The organism is Pseudoalteromonas sp. J2K-J979, from assembly GCF_058169715.2.
Genome location: NZ_CM200281.1, coordinates 957,451 through 977,008, shown reverse-complemented (window position 1 = coordinate 977,008; position 19,558 = coordinate 957,451). Strand labels below are relative to the sequence as shown.

Below are 19,558 nucleotides of genomic sequence, written 5' to 3'. Positions count from 1 at the left end.
GATTAAGTGCCATGTGCTTTCCTTAATTACGTGATCGCCATCCATCACGTGGTTGTTCTTTTTTATAAAATGGCATCGCTATTGGTGCAAATTCTTTCATTACTCTGCGATAGACATCACGCTTAAACGAAACCACTTGCCTAACTGGATACCAATAACTTACCCACCGCCAACCATCAAATTCAGGATGGTGTGTTTTAAGTAAGTTTACATCCTCATCTTTACATTTTAACTTTAATAAAAACCATTTTTGCTTTTGACCAACACACACAGGGCTTGAATCCCTTCTGATCAACCTTTTTGGTAATTTATAACGTAGCCAATGTTTTGAACTAGCCAGAATTTCAACATCTTCTGGCCTTAAGCCCACTTCTTCATGTAATTCACGGTACATCGTTTCTTCTGCCGTCTCACCATCATCAACACCCCCTTGTGGGAATTGCCACGAATGCTGACCATAACGTTTGGCCCAAAAAACCTGCCCTTGATTATTACAAATCACAATCCCGACATTGGCTCGAAATCCTTCGGCATCAATCACCTGTAGAGCCTCGTAATCTGTCGACTTTTCTTGATTGTTCCACAATACCGGTGTCACGGCAAATATTAAAAGCGCTTTCGCTCACCTTATTCACACCTTATCAATAGCCTTGGATAAATCTGAGCAATTAACAGACAAATTCACAATAGAGCAACCAAAAAACACTTTTCTCCACAGTTTCTGTGGATAAGTTTGTTCATATTCATGTATTTAACTATTAAAACTCAGAAAACACAAAAATAAAAGATACACCAAAAACTAAAAAAACACCAAGTAACAATAAGATACGAATAAAATCGCATTTAAAAATAGGATTGTTTTTTCACCACCAACCACAAGGTTAAAAATCAACCACAAAGAAAGTTATGCACTATAAACCAGCAATATTTGTTATAAAAGTGCACAAATACACAAATTCAATGGATAAGTTGTCACTTCATGCAATACAATTAACAATATGTCGTTGATCACTTTTGATCAGTGAATAACTTATAGATAAACAACAAGCCGTTGATGGCTAAATCCAGCTTTCAAAATCATAAAGATCGCAGTCTACTTTATCTCCGGATTACATCTCAGTAAACTAGCCTTTTAGTGAGTTAATTGACCACACGATGAGCACAGTGAAATTACCAAATAAACCACTACCACCAAGAACAACCGACGAACTCATGGTTAGAGTTCAAGCTATTGCTGGCCTGACTTTAGGTGAGCTTGCATTCCACAATAGCTTTAAAACCCCCCAAGATTTATTACGTGATAAAGGCTGGATTGGCCAGCTAATCGAGTGGGTTTTAGGTGCATCGGCAGGTTCACGTCCCGAACCTGATTTCCCACAACTTGGAATTGAGCTAAAAACAATCCCCATTTCTTATTCTGGTAAGCCACTTGAGACCACCTATGTATCAGTGACTCCTTTACTCAATTTGCAACATGCAACTTGGCAGCAAAGTGTGGTGAAGAAAAAACTGACTCATGTACTGTGGCTCCCTATTTTATCTGAGCGCGATATTGCCCCAGTCGATCGTATTATTGGCAGTGGTTTTTTATGGCAACCGAACTCCGTACAAGAAGCTTTACTCAAACAAGATTGGGAAGAGTTGACTGAAATGATTGCGCTAGGCCAGATTGAAAAGCTGAATGCTAAATTTGGCCAAGTAATGCAAATAAGGCCTAAAGCGGCAAACTCAAAAGCGCTCACAGATGCAATTGGCCCTAATGGCACAATCATTAAAACACTTCCTAGGGGATACTATTTGCAAACCCATTTCACTCAAGAGATTTTAATGACTCAATTTGGCCAATAAAACCCTAAAAGAAAACATAAAAATTGTCACTTAGTGTCGACATGGCATAAAAAAACCGCCTATTGGCGGTTTTTATCAAATCAGCAAATACTTACTGACCTTTAATTTCACTTCGGCCGTTATATTTTGCCGCAGTGCCCAATTTTTCTTCGATGCGAAGTAATTGGTTATATTTTGAAACGCGGTCAGAGCGACATAGTGAACCAGTCTTAATTTGACCCGCAGCAGTACCAACAGCAAGATCTGCAATCGTAGCATCTTCAGTTTCACCTGAACGATGTGAAATAACCACAGTGAAACCCGCTTCTTTAGCCATGTTAATTGCTTCAAGCGTTTCAGTGAGTGAACCGATTTGATTAAATTTAATTAAGATTGAGTTACCAATACCATTATCGATACCACGCTTTAAGATCTTCGTATTGGTTACAAATAAATCGTCACCGACTAACTGAACTTTATCACCGATTTTATCGGTTAATACCTTCCAGCCGTCCCAGTCACTTTCGTCAAGACCATCTTCAATTGAAACGATTGGGTAACGTTGGCTTAAGTCAGCTAGGAAATCAGCAAAACCTTCTGAGTTAAATGTTTTACCTTCACCTTTTAGGTCGTAAACACCGTCACTGTAAAATTCTGATGATGCACAGTCTAATGCAAGCGTGATGTCTTTATTCATCACATAACCAGCACCTTCAACAGCTTCAACAATCACAGCTAGCGCTTCTTCATTTGATTTCAAGTCAGGGGCAAAACCACCTTCATCACCGACTGCCGTGCTCAGGCCACGTGCACTGAGTACTTTTTTAAGCGTATGGAAAATTTCCGCACCCATACGTAATGCTTCGCGGAAGTTTTCTGCGCCAACTGGTTGAATCATGAATTCTTGAATATCAACGTTATTATCTGCGTGCTCACCGCCATTGATGATATTCATCATCGGTACAGGCATAGAGTATTGACCTGAAGTACCATTGATATCAGCAATGTGTTCGTATAACTCAACGCCTTTTTCTTGGGCTGCGGCTTTAGCAACTGCAAGCGATACCGCTAAAATGGCGTTTGCACCAAATTTCTCTTTATTTTCGGTGCCATCTAATTCAATCATGATACCGTCAACTTTTGCTTGCTCAAGCGCGCTTTGACCTATGATTGCATTGGCAATATCTGTATTGACAAAGTTTACAGCGGTTAAAACGCCTTTGCCTAAATAACGTGACTTATCACCGTCACGTAATTCCAGTGCTTCACGAGTACCGGTAGATGCCCCTGATGGCGCGCACGCACGACCCCAAGCACCTGAAGCTAAATGAACATCGGCTTCAACTGTAGGGTTACCACGTGAATCCATAATTTCACGACCAATCACTTTAACTATTTCTGACATCTTTTTTCCTCTTTCCCATACTATGGTTGCTAAAAACAAATAGGCCGTGAACAATCACGGCCTATTTTAAATTTGATTATGATGACGCTTTTTGAAACTCACGAGCGGCAGCAACAAACCCTTCAAACAGAGGGTGACCATCACGTGGTGTTGACGTGAACTCAGGGTGGAACTGAGCTGCAATAAACCAAGGGTGATCTTTATTTTCAATAATTTCGACTAGCTTTTTATCTTCTGACAAACCGGTAAATGCTAAACCCGCTTGTTCTAAACGTTCAACGTAATTGTTATTAACTTCATAACGATGACGATGACGCTCGACAATTTCAGCAGAGCCATACACTTGATGAACTTTTGAACCCTCAGTTAAATGACATAACTGAGAACCCAAGCGCATCGTGCCACCTAAATCCGACTCTTCATCACGTTGTTCAACATTACCTTCAGCATCTAACCACTCAGTAATTAAACCAACAACAGGATGTGGACTGGCTGAATCAAACTCTGTTGAGTTGGCACCTTCAAGGCCCGCTACATTTCGTGCGTACTCAATTAACGCAACTTGCATACCTAAACAGATACCTAAATATGGCACTTTGTTTTCACGTGCATATTTAGCTGCAGCAATTTTACCTTCAACGCCGCGATGACCAAAACCACCCGGTACTAAAATCGCGTCTAAACCAGCAAGAATTTCAACACCCTTGCTTTCAACATCTTGAGAATCAACATATTGAATATTAACGGTTACGCGGTTTTTAAGGCCTGCATGTTTAAGCGCTTCATTCACTGATTTGTAAGCATCAGGTAATTCGATATATTTACCCACCATACCAATGGTCACTTCACCTGTAGGGTTCGACTCTTGATATAACACTTGTTCCCATTCAGATAAATCTGCTTCTGGGCAATCAAGGTAAAAACGACGACAAACTAAGTCATCTAAACCTTGTGTTTTTAAAATAGCTGGAATTTGGTAAATGCTGCCGACATCTTTTAATGAAATAACCGCTTTTTCTTCTACGTTAGTGAATAACGCAATTTTTGCCCGCTCGTTAGCCGGAATCGCGCGATCAGAACGACAAATAAGAATATCAGGCTGAATACCGATTGAACGAAGCTCTTTTACTGAGTGCTGTGTTGGCTTAGTTTTTAGCTCACCCGCAGCACCTAAATGCGGCACTAATGTTAAATGCATATAAAGCGCAGCTTCACGACCAAGTTCTGTGCCTAATTGACGAATCGCTTCGAGGAACGGCTGTGATTCGATGTCACCAACAGTCCCACCGATTTCAACAATAGCCACATCACAACCTTCTGCACCCTCTAGTACACGACGTTTAATGTCATTTGTAATATGAGGAATAACTTGAATCGTTGCACCTAAGAATTCACCTCGACGCTCGCGACGAAGTACATCTTCAAATACGCGACCTTGAGTGAAGTTATTTTTCTTGGTCATTTTGGTGCGAATAAAGCGCTCATAGTGACCTAAATCCAGATCTGTTTCTGCACCGTCTTCTGTGACGAATACTTCACCGTGTTGGATTGGGCTCATCGTGCCTGGGTCTACATTGATATATGGATCAAGCTTCAGCATGGTTACTTTTAAACCACGTGCCTCTAAGATAGCGGCTAATGAAGCTGCGGCAATACCTTTACCCAAGGAGGATACAACACCACCCGTTACGAAGATAAATTTTGTACTCATGCGAATCCTAAGATGTCAGGAATTAAAATGGAATATATAAGAAACAAGACGGGAGAGAATTATACGCAAAACAAGCCTTACACTCAAATAAAATAGTCAATTCAGCGTAACTATTTTATTTGAGACAGCTGTTTTTTTAATCGTTTGAGACAGTGAAAAGTTAAGTTTTTGTTACTTCTTGACGTTTCACATGCTCCCACGCATTATCCATTTGTTCTAGGCTGGCTTGTTCTATTGCTATCCCTTGCTCGCACAAATAACGCTCAACTTTTTCAAATCGCTGACTAAATTTAATATTTGCCTGACGGAGTAATTGCTCAGGGTCACGTTTACAGTGCCTAGCAACATTGACAACTGCAAACAGTAAATCTCCTATTTCTTCTGCTGCTTTGTCAGAAAAAGGATTCGCGTTTAGTTCAACTTCTACTTCACAGACTTCTTCTTTTACTTTTTCTAATGCCCCTGACACCTTTGGCCAATCAAACCCTAACCTGGCAACTTTCTTTTGGATTTTATTCGCCCGTGATAATGCGGGCAGTGCGATCGGTATTGAGGAAAATAATGTCTCTGACTTTTTACCTTCGGCAGCACGCTCTTGATCTTTTATTGCTTGCCATTGGAGCGCAAGTTCTGCCTGAGTGCCTGCTTGGCTCTTACCAAAAACATGTGGATGTCGACGTACCAGCTTTTTATTGAGCGTTTCCATGACCTGCTCAAAATCAAAAAAGTCGGCTTCTTTTGCTAATTGTGCATAAAACACAACTTGAAAGAGTAAGTCGCCCAACTCACTTTTTAAATGCTGCCAATCTCCTTGCTCTATAACCTCGGCCACTTCATACGCTTCTTCTAAGGTATGCGGGACAATACTTACAAAATCCTGCTCGAGATCCCACGGACAACCTGAATCAGGATCGCGTAATTGCTTCATAATACTCAGCAGCTCGGTGAGTGCAGCATGTTCTTGTATGTGTGAGTTCAATTAGTGTGACCTCTGGGCTTCGTAAACCCCTTCTATTTGTGCAATTTTGCCAAGCACACGGTTCATACTGGAAATATCGGCCACTTCAAGTTTCATCTCAAAAATAGCTAATTGTTGATCGTCTACAGTTCGGACATTCATGTTTTGCACATTGATTCGTTCATTGGCTAAAACATTACTGATATCTCGAATCAAGCCTGGGCGATCATTTGCCTCAATATGCACAGTTAGAGTAAACACATTGGCTATTTCTTGCGCCCAGCTTACAGCTATGACTCGCTCAGGATGTCTGCGTTTTAAATTCCCATATTGTTCACAATCAGCTCGATGCACAGCAATACCACGACCTTGAGTGATATACCCTGAAATCAATTCACCTGGCACAGGCTGGCAACATTTGGCCATATGACTCATTAAGCTACCTACACCATCGACAACCACGCCATTCTTATCGCCTTTTTTGTTTTGTGGGCGGCTGTGGCGACGAAACTTAGGTTCGTCATCCTCGCTGTTTTGACCACTTTGCAAAAAATTAAGTAATTGATTAAGTCGAATATCACCAGCACCAATGGCAACAAGTAAATCATCAATATGATTGAGGTTATATCGCGTAACGGCATCATCGAGATCTTTATTATTCAGGCCGAGTTTACCTAATTGCGAATCGATAATTTCTTTTCCAGCGGCAAGATTTTTATCCCTATCTTGCAATTTAAACCAGTGATGGATCTTCGCGCGTGCCCGTGATGATTTGACGTAACCCAAAGAGGGGTTGAGCCAATCTCGACTTGGGTTAGGCTCTTTTTGTGTTAATATTTCAACCTGATCGCCAGTGCTTAGTTGATGAGTGAATGGCACGATTTTGCCAAACACTTTTGCACCAATACAACGATGTCCGACATTAGAATGGATATAATAAGCAAAATCTAACGGCGTTGAGCCTAGCGGCAAATCAATGATATCGCCTCGCGGAGTGAAAACATAGACGCGATCTTCGACAACCTGTGTTTTTAGTTCATCCGCAATTTCTGTCCCATCGGTCACTTCTTCTTGCCATTGCAAGATTTTGCGTAACCAATTAATTTTTTGTTCGTAGCCAGAGTCTTTACCGGGTAGCGCGCCTTCTTTATATAGCCAATGCGCCGCTACACCTAGCTCTGCATCTTGATGCATAGCATCGGTGCGAATTTGGATTTCAACCGTTTTTCCTTCTGGGCCCACGACTACGGTATGAATCGACTGATAGCCATTCGACTTTGGAGTGGCAATATAATCGTCAAATTCTTTATTTAGATGTCGCCAATTAGTATGAACAACTCCCAATGCAGCGTAACAATCTTGAATGCGTTCGACCACAATGCGCATCGCACGAATGTCAAAAAGTTGGTCAAACTCATAGTTCTTTTTGTACATTTTTTTGTAAATACTAAAAATGTGCTTTGGGCGCCCGTAAACTTGTGCTTCGATACCAGCCTCTGCTAATTTCGCATTAACTAATTCGACCATATTAGTCATGTATGACTCACGATCTAGGCGTTTGTCTTCAAGCAATTTAGCAATTTTTTTATAAGTCTCAGGGTGTAAATAGCGAAACGATAAATCTTCCAATTCCCATTTAAGCTGACCTATCCCCAAACGATTAGCTAACGGTGCAAATATATTGGCCGTTTCTTTGGCGGTGATGACACGTTCTTCTTCTGATGCATTTTTTACTGCGCGCAGATGACATACTTGCTGCGCGAGTTTGATTACAACAGCACGTACATCTTCAACCATGGCTAACAGCATTCGCCTGATATTGTCGATCTGAACCGATTCTTTATCTTGATAGGCCAACATACTGATTGTAGCCATTTGCGATACACCATTGAGCAAAATAGCGATGGGCTTGCCTAACTTTTTTTCAACTACGTCCAGTTCAACTTGGTTGGCAAGATAAAATGGTGTTAGGTACGCTGTCGCAAGACTCTCATCATCTAAGTTTAAATCAGCTAAAATCTCAACCATTTCGCGTGCGGTTATGTGCAAGGGTTCCTCTTCAAAAACGTTACAAAACACCATGACTTGCTGCAATAACTGACTTTTTTCTGCTTCTAAATGTAAATGTGCCAACCACGCTTTTTCATTACTATGAATATCATTTAGATGAGATTTTCTAATTGAAACCATTTAGTTTACCTCTTTACATACAGTGCCATTGTTTCGATATGCCCTGTATGTGGAAACATGTTCATTAAGGCGATCTTTTGTTGAACAAACCCAGCAGCCGTTATCAACTGGCTATCGCGGGCTAACGTCACCGGATCACACGACACATATAAAATGCGCTTGAAACGTTTAAGTTTTAGCTGCTGAAGAATTTCAAAGGCACCGCCACGAGACGGGTCAAGAACTAGCACATCGAATGGTTGTTTAAACCACTCACTATTACGCATATCTAAGCTTAAATCTTGGCAAATAAACGTTGCATTATCGATTTTATTGAGTGTCGCGTTATGCTCTGCCATCGAGACTGAAGCATGTACACCTTCAACGCCGATTACGCTCTGTACATGTCCAGCCATTGCTAAACTGAAGTTACCGATCCCACAAAATAAGTCCAGTACTTTTTCGTGTTTCTCTAACGCTAACCAATTGATTGCTTGAGATAACATTTTTTTATTGACTGCATCATTCACTTGCACAAAATTATCTAGGTTAAACTCAAGTGTTAAACCCCACTGCGGCAGTTGATAAAATGGTTGAGCTAACTCTCCTAGCTTAAATTGGCCAGCTTCGCCTTGCAGCATCAAAGACCAACCATGTTGTTGGCAAAGAGCTTCTAAAGCTCTGGTATCTTCCTCGGGCAATGCTTTTATATGGCGAACCACTAAATAAGCCTGATTAGCTGCGCACAGCTGAATGTGTGTAATGGCTTGGCCTTGCTTTAATTTAGGTAATAACTGCCTAAATTCAGTAAACACTGTTGAAAAACGCTGGTCCAATACTGGGCAAGCATCAACATCAATAATTTTTTTTGAACCCTTTTGGCGAAACCCGATATTAAATCGCTGTTTTTGCTTATCATAAAAAACAGCCACGCGTGCACTTCTTCGATAATGTAGCGGCTCTGAGACGATAGGAGGGAGCCAATTTAAATCATCAATTTTAGCGAACTTAGTAAATAGCTGACTGACGGCGTGCTGTTTTTCAATTAATTGTTGTTCTAGTTGCAAGTGCTGTAATTGGCAACCACCACAAACACCATAGTGAGAGCAAAAAGGTGTGTCTCGATAAGGGCTAGGTGTCAGCACTTTTTGGGTTGTTAACCGCTCAAACTTGGCTTTTGTTTGCATCACTTTGGCCAGTACAGTCTCACCTGTTAACGCACCTTCAACAAAACAGACTTTATTTTTATCACGTGTTACTCCAACACCTTCATGGTCGAGGGAGGTAATTGTTAATCGACGCTGCGCCTGTGTTTGGGTCGCTTTTTGTGGTTTAAAAAACTGCGCCATAAATATCCGAGCCTTTCTTATTGATAAAGCGTGTATTTAGCTTTACTCTTCAAATTATTAATTAAATGTAACCAAACACGTTTTATGACCAAATTAGGGTTAAGAGATTGGATTTTAGTATTAACATTAGTACCAACCTTGATCATCGGGTTACTGCTAAGTGGCTATTTTACACTAAATCGTTATCTAGATCTGAATGATTTACTCCTTGAGCAAGGCACAAATATCATCGAGCCACTCGCAATTGCAACTGAACACCCTCTATTTACCCAAAATAAACCACAACTGAGCCGCCTTGTTAGTCAAAGCCACAATAAACATACACCGCTCATTAAAAGCATCGCTGTATTTGATCACAATAAAGAGCTCATTGTGACCAGTAACTACCATAAGCAATTTGCCTTACTGGTGCCAAACATCGATCTAGCTGTTCACCAAACATTAAGCCAGCAAATCACCAATGACTTCGTTATTTTTACTCATCCTATTTTTGATCCCACTGATCAGGGGGACCCATTTCAATTTGATGATACTGCAGCGCTTAAAGGCTATTTAGTGATTCAAATGAATAAGGACTTTGCCATTATTGGTCAGCAAAAAGCGCTGTTAGTCAGTCTAGCCATTATTATTTTAGCGTTAATGATTAGCTTTTATTTAGCAATTCGATTTAGCCGTACCTTTTTGCACCCGATCAGTAAGTTAGTCTTTGCTATCGACAAATTAAAAGAAGGTGAACAAGATACTTCATTACACCAACCTATGAAGGGAGAATTTGAATTACTTCGTCGCGGCCTTAACAGCATTGCTCATAATATGGTGCTGCAAAAGGACGAGATGCAAAAGCACATCGACCAAGCAATCAGCGACTACCGAGAAACACTCGAACAATACGAAACGCAAAATATCCAACTTAATATCGCCAAAAAAGAAGCTCAAGATGCTAATCGGGTCAAATCTGATTTTCTTGCAAAAATGAGCCATGAACTCCGCACTCCCTTGAATGGTGTGGTTGGCTTCACTCGTCAACTCTACAAAACCCCGTTAAATAAACACCAAAAAGATTACCTCGATACCATAGAGCTTTCGGCCAATAGTTTATTGGCTATTATTAGTGACATTCTTGATTTTTCTAAGCTCGAAGCCGGTGCAATGGAGCTCGAAAATATCCATTTTCAGCTTCGAGATACCATAAATGAAGTACTCACATTATTGGCCCCTTCTGCTCATGATAAAAACCTTGAACTGTCGATTAATATTGTCGAACAAGTGCCTGATAACTTAGTCGGTGATCCCACTCGTTTTAAGCAAGTAATGATTAACCTAATTAGTAATGCGATAAAATTCACCGAATCAGGTCACGTCCTTGTCGATATTGATTGCCGTCATTTTGCTAATAATCAAGTCTCAATTTTTGTTGCTATTAATGATAGTGGAATTGGGATTAGTGCCGATAAACAAGACGCATTATTTTCTGCTTTTGGGCAAGCAGATTCTAGCATTACACGAAAATTCGGTGGCACAGGCCTAGGTTTAATTATTACCAAACATTTAGTCGAAGCTATGGGCGGGAAAATCTCCCTCAATTCTGCGATTGGAAAAGGTAGTTGCTTTACATTTAATGCAATTTTAACGCTCCCTAAACGAGAGTACAGCGACAACCTTCCATGTCATTGCATCGAACAAAAGCGTGTACTCTACTTTGAGACTCACCGTCATACACACGAGGCAACAGCCGCCATACTTACGCAATGGAAGATGGCCGTTACCCCCTGTTTAAGCTTAGCTGATTTAGAACAAGCTTTAGACAGCGATTTTAGTTTTGACATTGCAATACTCGGTCACGCCGCATCTTTAGATAATATGAATGAAATCAAATCATTAGTTACTAGAGTGAGGCCGCACTGCGACTATTTATACCTCATGGTGAATACCATCTCACACAATATGCGAGAAGCTTTTATTGGGACTGGCGCTGATGCGTGTTTAAGCAAACCTTTAAACCATCGCAAACTATGCGAAAGCCTCGCCGCCCCCTATCGTCTTGATCATCCAAGTATCCATATTCCTGAACAAGCACATAAAGTGTTACCTATTAAAGCATTGGTTGTTGACGATAATGATGCAAATTTAAAGTTAATGTGTACGTTACTCGAGGAGCAAATAGAGTTTATTGACACGGCTCATAATGGCGCCCAAGCATTAAGTCTCGCTAAAACTCATAAATACGATTTAATTTTTTTAGATATTCAAATGCCCATTATGGATGGTGTGACAGCTTGTAAATTAATCATTGAAAGCAGCATTAATGAATCAACACCTATTATCGCCGTAACGGCACATGCATTAGCGGGTGAAAAAGATCAATTATTAAAAGTCGGTTTTAAAAATTACCTAACTAAACCACTTGATGAAGAAATGCTACGTCAAACAATTCATGAGTACAGCCCAGATTCAACGCCCAATAACAAAAACAGAATAGAACCTAAGCAAAAAGCCGAATCTCAACCACCGTTTTCGAGCAAACGTATAGATTGGCAACTCGCTATTCAGCGAGCTGGCGGAAAAATAGATTTGGCTCATGAAATGCTTAATATGTTGCTTTTGAGTGTTCCTGAAACATTGAATGAATTACGCTCGGCAAGTGAAAGTATGGACCAACAACACGTGCTTAATATTGTTCATAAATTTCATGGTGCGTGCTGTTACACAGGTGTGCCCAAGCTCAAACATTTGGCTGAAACCATTGAAACAGCCTTAAAAGAAGGACAAGATCTCAGTTATATTGAACCGGAGTTGTTTGAGCTCGAAGATGAATTAGTTAACTTATTGGCCGATGCACAAAAAGAAGAACCTACGGCGATCTAACCTTTCGTGCATTTTCGCATAATAAAAAAGGTTCCTATTGGAACCTTTTTCAGCATAACGTGAAGCACTTACATCCGCGCTTCAATCATCAAGCGTTTCATATCACGCACTGCTTTTTCTAAGCCATCAATTGCCGCCCGCGCAACAATTGCATGGCCAATGTTAAGCTCGTAAAGATCTTCGATGGCCGCTATCGGTTTAACATTGTGATAATTAAGACCATGACCCGCATTTACAGTCAAACCAAGTTCCACAGCTAACCTTACACCAGCCTTAATACGCTCTAACTCTTCCAGTTGTTCCTCATCTGTTTGAGCATCAGCATATGCTCCTGTGTGTATTTCAATGTAAGGGGCATGAACAGTAGCGCATGCCTTTAACTGAATTGGATCAGCATCAACAAATAAAGAAACTTTAATTCCGGCTCCTGCTAAGCGACTGACAGCATCTGCGATTTTCGCTTGATTGCCAGCCACGTCTAATCCGCCTTCTGTGGTTAACTCTTCACGCTTTTCAGGCACTAAGCACACGTATTCCGGCTTTACTTCAAGCGCTAAGTTAATCATTTCATCAGTGACCGCAATTTCCAGGTTCATCCGCGTTTGAATCGTTTTACTCATCACGTGAACATCACGATCTTGAATATGGCGGCGATCTTCTCTTAAGTGAATGGTAATACCGTCTGCGCCGGCATGCTCAGCAACACTGGCAGCATGAGCAGGATCAGGAAAAGTCGTGCCACGAGCTTGGCGTAATGTTGCAATATGGTCAACGTTGACACCCAGTAATATATCTTTCATTGATTCACCTTGGTAAAAATAACTCTCGGCTTTTTAACTCACGTTCGCCTAAAAGAGGTTTTAATAAATAACGAGCAAATTGTTTTGCTAATAGCCGTGTCTGCGACTCTGAAAAATCAAGTCGACTAAATGCCACTAACTGCACACCACGAAACCCACTATGAGAGGTTGTTTGCTTACACCACCCTTGCTCATCTACATACACATACACAGCATCACCATCAATCGGTTCACCTTGTGCATCATAATTAAAATCAACGCCATAGCCTAGTAATTCAAGTAATTGATATTCGTAGGAACGCAGGGTTGGCTCGTATTGTTCTGATTGACTCAGTAACCTCAAATGCTGCTGATAGAGCTCAAAGACTAAATCGATCGGTTCATTGATTGGAATAATGCGATTGGAAAGTTCATTGAGATAAAAACCACAATAGAGGGCTTTGCCTTCAAGTGTCGTTGACTCAGAAGCTAACTCAAATTGATTGAGGTATTTCAGATCTCCGTGGCCTGAAAATGAAATTAATAGCGCTTGAAATGGCTGCAATTGTGCACTGTGCTTGACGGCTTGCCTACCTTTTAGGCGAGCTAATAACCTAATTTGCCCAAGGTTTTCTACCAGCATATCAAGCATCACTTGAGAATCGCTATAAGGGCGGCGATGCATCAAATATGCATGGTAGAAAGTGTGATTCACATTAATCGTCGCCGTAGCCTAAACTACGCAACGCTCGGTCATCGTCAGCCCAGCCAGATTTCACTTTGACCCATAACTCTAAAAATACTTTATTATCGAGCATCAGTTCCATGTCTTTACGTGCTTCACGACCAATGACCTTAAGCTTCTCACCTTTGTTGCCGATCACCATACGTTTTTGTGTTTCGCGTTCAACTAAAATCAATCCATTAATGTGCCATACACCGTTTTCTTGCCATTTAAATTGTTCAATCTCAACGGTCACTGAATACGGGAGCTCATCTCCCATAAAGCGCATTAACTTTTCACGGATAATTTCGGCCGCTAAAAATCGCGTAGAGCGGTCAGTCACATAATCTTCTGGGAAGTAAAACTCACAAGGCGGTAAGCATTCACGGACATATTTTTTTATCAGGTCAACATTTTTACCTTTGGTTGCAGAGACTGGCAAAATATCAACAAAGTCACCTTGTTCCCCCAACCATTGCAAATGAGGCAGTAATATTTCTTTATCTTTGACTTGATCAATTTTATTGATCACCAATAAAATTGGTTTGCCTGTTTGTTTGACTTTATTGAGTACCATTTCGTCATCGGGTGTCCAATGCGTGCCTTCCACTAAAAACACGATCATTTCAACATCACTGATCGAGCTAGTCGCCGCACGGTTCATCAAACGATTAATGGCACGTTTTTCGTCAATATGAAGGCCCGGTGTATCAACATAAACAGCCTGATAATTACCTTCTGTATGGATACCCATAATGCGATGTCGCGTTGTTTGCGGCTTGCGCGAGGTAATGCTTACTTTCTGTTCGATAATTTCGTTTAATAAGGTTGACTTGCCTACGTTAGGTCGACCAACGATGGCAATCATGCCGCAATGTGTTTCAGGAATCATTTTTAATAATCTTTAATGCTTTCTCAGCCGCTTTCTGCTCGGCTTTACGGCGTGAGCTTCCGACAGAAACAATATTGTTCATGCCCTCTACGACACATTCAACTGTGAAAGTCTGATTGTGCGCCTGTCCTTTGGTATCAATAACAGTATAGTTAGGCAGTGGTAACTTACGAGCCTGTAAATACTCTTGTAATAACGTTTTAGGATCTTTTTGGTTCAATCCTGGTGAGATTTCATCTAAACGAGTTTGGTACCAATTCAAGATCAAATTACTGCAGGTGTCTATATCTGAATCTAAAAAGACAGCTCCAATAATTGCCTCTACTGCATCAGCCAAGGTGGATTCACGTCGGTAACCGCCACTTTTAAGTTCGCCTGGCCCCAATCGTAAATAATCTCCCAAATTAAACTCAATGCCAAACTCAGCTAAGGTTTGACCTCGTACTAACGTCGAGCGCATACGACTTAAATCACCTTCGCGGCTTTTTGGAAAACGTTTATATAATTCATTGGCTATCACAAAGCTCAAAATCGAATCGCCTAAAAACTCTAAACGCTCATTGTGTTGGCCTTTATGACTGCGATGCGTCATCGCTTGCTCCAATAACGCGACATTATTGAAGCTATAGCCAATTTTACTGTTTAATTCTGTTACATTTTTGTTCATTAGTTATTGAATACTTCCTAGGCGCTCAAAACGAACCCCTGTTGGAACCCAGCGCGGTAAAATACTGTCTGGATCTTGTTCAAATTCAAAACTCATCCAAATAAATACAGCTTTACCTACCAAGTCTTTTTTATCGACAAATCCCCAAAAACGCCCATCCTTACTGTTATCACGGTTATCACCCATTACAAAGTAATTATCCGTCGGTATAACCCATTCATCAATACGAGTACTGGGTTGTTGGTAGTACCCCATTTTTTGCTCTGGACGTGCAGGGTTAATAAGAATATCGTGCGTTACTTCACCTAGGTTTTCAGTCAAACGAGCCTGACCAACACCATCAGAGAAAAACTCATCTTGATTCTGCAACTGCATATCGATTTTATTAAACTCGCCACAATTTAAACCAGCAGCTGTGCTTTGCCCTTCAACACATTGCGGCTTAATATAAAGTTGCTTATTGCGATAAACAACCGTGTCACCAGGTAAGCCAATAACGCGTTTAATAAAATCAATTTTTTTATCTAGTGGGTATTTAAACACCACCGAATCACCTCGTTCAGGATCAGCAACATCCATTAATTGTGAACGCCAAACAGGGTCTTTTACACCGTAAGCGAACTTTTCAACCAGAATAAAGTCACCAACCAACAAGGTTGGCATCATTGAACCAGATGGAATTTGAAACGGCTCATACAAAAACGAGCGGAAAATCGTAATCGCAGCAATCATAGGGAAAATAGATTGTGCGGTTTCCGCAATGGCTGGTTGTGGTGCGATTTGCGCGATAGTTTCTTCATCTAGCTCAGCTCCCGTTGCACCTTGCGCTAAGGCAATACGTGCTTGACGTTTAGGAGCATAAACAAGATGATCGATTAACCAAATTAATCCCGAACCAAGCGTTAATAACACTAAAAAAATTGAAAAATACCCAGCCATTGTAACTGTTTTCCTTATTTACCTACTTTGAGGATTGCTAAAAAGGCTTCCTGCGGCACTTCAACATTACCAACTTGTTTCATGCGCTTTTTACCTTCTTTTTGTTTTTGTAAAAGCTTTTTCTTACGGCTCACATCACCACCGTAACATTTAGCAATTACGTTTTTACGTAACTGTTTAACCGTAGTACGGGCGATAACATGCGCACCTATGGCCGCCTGAATTGCGATATCAAATTGCTGACGAGGGATCAGCTCTTTTAATGCTTCTGCTAATTGACGTCCACGTGACTGTGCACTTTCATGGTGACAAATAATTGCTAACGCATCCACTCTTTCACCATTAATCAAAATATCCACGCGTTCCATTTTTGATGGAGTAAAGTGAATAAAATTGTAATCGAGAGATGCAAAACCACGACTTGTTGATTTTAATCGGTCAAAGAAATCCATCACCACTTCAGCCATAGGAAGGTGATACGTTAACGCAACTTGCTTACCATGGTAAGACATTTTGGTCTGCATACCGCGCTTCTCAACACATAGCGTAATGACATTACCCAAGTATTCTTGCGGGACGAGAATATTGGCTTCAACGATGGGTTCACGAATCTCAGCGATATTACTAATTGGTGGTAAGTTAGATGGGCTATCAATCTGAATTACATCACCATTTTTAAGCTCAATCTCATACACTACGGTCGGCGCTGTTGTAATCAGATCCATGTCGTATTCACGTTCAAGACGCTCTTGAATGATTTCCATGTGTAACATACCTAGGAAACCACACCGGAAACCAAATCCGAGTGCCGTAGAACTCTCTGGCTCATAAAATAATGAGGCGTCATTGAGGCTTAATTTAGATAATGCATCACGGAAATTTTCATAGTCATCTGATGAAATCGGATAAACACCAGCATAAACCTGAGGTTGAACCTTTTTAAACCCTGGTAGTGCTTTTTCTGCGCCATTGCGTGCGACTGTAATAGTATCCCCTACTGGCGCACCATGAATTTCTTTAATACCCGCAATAATGAAACCGACTTCACCCGTACGCAAAATTTTGGTTTCTGTTTGCTTTGGCGTGAAGATCCCCACTTTGTCAGCGTTGTGGATTTGACCATTCGACATAATTTTGATTTTTTCGCCTGCACGCAGCTCACCGTGCTTAATTCGCACTAATGATACTACTCCTTGGTAAGGGTCAAACCATGAATCAATAATCAGTGCTTGCAGTGGTTTTTCAGCTTCACCAACCGGAGGTGGAACTTGAGCGACGATTGTTTCCAGTACATCTTGGATACCAACCCCAGTTTTGGCAGAACACTGTACTGCGTCCATTGCATCGATACCGACGATTTCTTCAATCTCTTCGGCAACGCGCTCAGGCTCAGCTTGTGGTAAATCGATTTTATTCAAGACAGGGATCACTTCAAGATCCATCTCGATCGCGGTATAACAGTTTGCAACTGTTTGTGCTTCAACACCTTGTCCAGCATCAACAACCAGTAACGCACCTTCACATGCCGCAAGAGAACGAGAGACTTCATAAGAAAAGTCAACATGTCCAGGCGTATCGATAAAGTTTAACTGGTAAGTTTCACCATCATTCGCTTTGTAATCTAAGGTGACCGACTGAGCTTTGATCGTAATACCACGTTCGCGCTCAATGTCCATTGAGTCAAGAACCTGAGCTTGCATTTCTCGGTCTGTTAAACCACCACAGAATTGTATCAAACGATCTGAAAGGGTTGATTTCCCGTGATCGATGTGGGCAATAATTGAAAAGTTACGGATATGCTTCATAAACTGGATTCAAGACTTCTTTAATTTAGTGAACAATTAACGGAAAAAAAGAATTTTACAATTAATTGCCACTAATCACCATCTATTTGCGTCACAGGTAAGCTATTTGGGTAAATTTTTACGACTTCAATGTGATGTTTCACTGATTTCAAGTGAGATTTGGCTATCAAATAACCAACAAAACCGCCGAACACAGCGAGGACAATTTGGAAAATTTCAGCTAATAGCAAGACTTCCGCAGCCAAAATAGCACTACCGATCGCAAATAAAAGGGGGAAAAGATAAACCAATAATGAGGTTTTGATTAAATGACGTTCATCTAACGCTAACACCACTTTTTGGCCAACAGATAAAGGGACGTCGAATTTATATTCAAAATCAGCTTTTTTGGTATCAAATAGCTTAGCAAAAACTTGCGAACCACATTTGCCATTGCAACCTTCACACGCTTGTTTTTGTTCAGGAACCAAGAAAGCCACCATACCTTCGGTGGCTTTTACAGTCAGCGTTTGCTCAATCATGAACTCGGTCTTTGAACTGATTCAGCAATGCTTTTTGCAGTATTTGTAGGAATATTACCAACAACTGACACATCAAACCCTTGTGCATTATGAACAAAAACCGTCGTCGCGCCCGATGTAAGTGCTGTGCTACGACGATTATTAGATAAAGGCCGCTGGATAAAGACTGAAACCTCAACTAACCCATCGCTAAATAAATAATAATCAGCTAACTCATTGTTCAAATTTAAATTATGACGGTCTGATTTAATTAAATTGAAGCCTACAGGCACCCAACCAATCTGCCAATTACCTAAATCAGTCGATGGCTCAGGTTGAGGTAAAGGTGTGGGAAATTCCTTTTGACTCATTTCAATCAGCTCTAATGCTGGTTGCTCCGAAAACGTTACATTAGTTAATTGTAATTGTTCAACAATTTCACCTTGTTGGTTCACATAAGCCGCTTTTAAAACCAATGAGGACTGAGAGTCGAGCCAAATCCAATAGTTATATTTACTATTATCTTTTGATTCTATGCGGATAAGCTGCGCAGAACGCCCTGCAATCCGGCCTTTTCCACCTAGGATGAAATTATAATTTCCCTCTAACGAGTTTATATTATGGAACAACACGTCGGGAATTGGCCCAGCTATCGACCGAGCATTAATAGAATATGCGGGGGTTTGCGGCTCAAAATAAGTCACCTTATCATTAATTCGAATAATTTCTAATCCTGCGCCATTTAGCAAACTCAAGTGCTCTAACTCAGTGCCTTGATGCAGCCCATGACGCCAACGATATGGTTCCATAGCATTGCCTTTAACAACGACAAATGACGCATCAAAATTACTTTGATGAACAGTATGCGCCATTTTCTCTAGTAGAGTTTTGGCGCTTTCATCTTCAGTGGCAAAAACAGGTGTAACAATACATAGTAACGATAAAAATAAGGCGATGGTTCTCATCTA

General features: G+C 40.8%; 16 protein-coding genes. 2 read left to right on the top strand and 14 right to left on the bottom strand.

Annotated features, from left to right (window positions below; genetic code table 11):
• Positions 1-22: 22 nt before the first annotated feature.
• Entirely contained in the window at positions 23-541 is a 519-nt protein-coding gene (gene rppH, locus AC3KVK_RS04610) for an RNA pyrophosphohydrolase (RefSeq protein ID WP_086743921.1), read from the bottom strand.
• Positions 542-1,155: 614 nt separating this feature from the next.
• Between rppH and mutH the strand changes: the two genes are divergently transcribed.
• Entirely contained in the window at positions 1,156-1,848 is a 693-nt protein-coding gene (mutH, locus tag AC3KVK_RS04605; protein ID WP_490313226.1) for a DNA mismatch repair endonuclease MutH, read from the top strand.
• 91 nt (positions 1,849-1,939) lie between these two features.
• Here the strand turns inward: mutH and eno are convergent, their stop codons facing one another.
• From eno to rlmD, 5 genes are all read right to left on the bottom strand, one after another.
• The gene (gene eno, locus AC3KVK_RS04600; protein ID WP_490313225.1) at positions 1,940-3,232 is read right to left on the bottom strand and encodes a phosphopyruvate hydratase; all 1,293 of its coding nucleotides are present in this window, start codon (positions 3,230-3,232) and stop codon (positions 1,940-1,942) included.
• Positions 3,233-3,308: 76 nt separating this feature from the next.
• The gene (gene pyrG, locus AC3KVK_RS04595; RefSeq protein WP_490313224.1) at positions 3,309-4,943 is read right to left on the bottom strand and encodes a CTP synthase; all 1,635 of its coding nucleotides are present in this window, start codon (positions 4,941-4,943) and stop codon (positions 3,309-3,311) included.
• Between the two features lie 160 nt (positions 4,944-5,103).
• Positions 5,104-5,910 carry a nucleoside triphosphate pyrophosphohydrolase gene (gene mazG / locus AC3KVK_RS04590; RefSeq protein ID WP_490313235.1) on the bottom strand — a complete coding sequence of 269 codons (807 nt, stop codon included), beginning with the start codon at positions 5,908-5,910 and terminating at the stop codon, positions 5,104-5,106.
• 12 nt (positions 5,911-5,922) lie between these two features.
• Positions 5,923-8,091, bottom strand: a complete 2,169-nt coding sequence (gene relA, locus AC3KVK_RS04585) for a GTP diphosphokinase (protein ID WP_490313223.1) — start codon at positions 8,089-8,091, stop codon at positions 5,923-5,925.
• Positions 8,092-8,096: 5 nt separating this feature from the next.
• The gene (gene rlmD / locus AC3KVK_RS04580) at positions 8,097-9,419 is read right to left on the bottom strand and encodes a 23S rRNA (uracil(1939)-C(5))-methyltransferase RlmD (RefSeq protein ID WP_490313222.1); all 1,323 of its coding nucleotides are present in this window, start codon (positions 9,417-9,419) and stop codon (positions 8,097-8,099) included.
• Positions 9,420-9,503: 84 nt separating this feature from the next.
• Here rlmD and barA point away from each other — a divergent pair, with 84 nt between their 5' ends.
• Entirely contained in the window at positions 9,504-12,284 is a 2,781-nt protein-coding gene (barA, locus tag AC3KVK_RS04575; RefSeq protein ID WP_490313221.1) for a two-component sensor histidine kinase BarA, read from the top strand.
• Positions 12,285-12,352: 68 nt separating this feature from the next.
• Here the strand turns inward: barA and pdxJ are convergent, their stop codons facing one another.
• The 8 genes from pdxJ to AC3KVK_RS04535 all read right to left on the bottom strand — a co-directional run bounded on the left by pdxJ (position 12,353) and on the right by AC3KVK_RS04535 (position 19,555).
• Positions 12,353-13,084 carry a pyridoxine 5'-phosphate synthase gene (gene pdxJ, locus AC3KVK_RS04570; RefSeq protein ID WP_490313220.1) on the bottom strand — a complete coding sequence of 244 codons (732 nt, stop codon included), beginning with the start codon at positions 13,082-13,084 and terminating at the stop codon, positions 12,353-12,355.
• Positions 13,085-13,088: 4 nt separating this feature from the next.
• Complete coding sequence (gene recO, locus AC3KVK_RS04565; RefSeq protein ID WP_490313219.1) at positions 13,089-13,778, bottom strand: DNA repair protein RecO; 690 nt, start codon at positions 13,776-13,778, stop codon at positions 13,089-13,091.
• 1 nt (position 13,779) lies between these two features.
• A complete protein-coding gene (era, locus tag AC3KVK_RS04560; RefSeq protein WP_490313218.1) occupies positions 13,780-14,679 on the bottom strand; it encodes a GTPase Era in 900 nt (299 codons plus the stop codon).
• Positions 14,669-15,346, bottom strand: a complete 678-nt coding sequence (rnc, locus tag AC3KVK_RS04555) for a ribonuclease III (RefSeq protein WP_490313217.1) — start codon at positions 15,344-15,346, stop codon at positions 14,669-14,671. The genes era and rnc overlap by 11 nt, the downstream gene beginning before the upstream one ends.
• A gap of 3 nt (positions 15,347-15,349) precedes the next feature.
• The gene (gene lepB / locus AC3KVK_RS04550) at positions 15,350-16,285 is read right to left on the bottom strand and encodes a signal peptidase I (protein ID WP_490313216.1); all 936 of its coding nucleotides are present in this window, start codon (positions 16,283-16,285) and stop codon (positions 15,350-15,352) included.
• 14 nt (positions 16,286-16,299) lie between these two features.
• Positions 16,300-18,090, bottom strand: coding sequence for a translation elongation factor 4 (lepA, locus tag AC3KVK_RS04545; RefSeq protein WP_490313215.1), 1,791 nt, complete (start codon positions 18,088-18,090; stop codon positions 16,300-16,302).
• A 71-nt stretch (positions 18,091-18,161) separates the two neighbouring features.
• A complete protein-coding gene (locus AC3KVK_RS04540) occupies positions 18,162-18,611 on the bottom strand; it encodes a SoxR reducing system RseC family protein (RefSeq protein ID WP_490313214.1) in 450 nt (149 codons plus the stop codon).
• Positions 18,608-19,555: a MucB/RseB family sigma factor regulatory protein gene (locus AC3KVK_RS04535; RefSeq protein ID WP_490313213.1), complete on the bottom strand. Its 948-nt coding sequence runs from the start codon at positions 19,553-19,555 to the stop codon at positions 18,608-18,610. The genes AC3KVK_RS04540 and AC3KVK_RS04535 overlap by 4 nt, the downstream gene beginning before the upstream one ends.
• Positions 19,556-19,558: the final 3 nt, after the last annotated feature.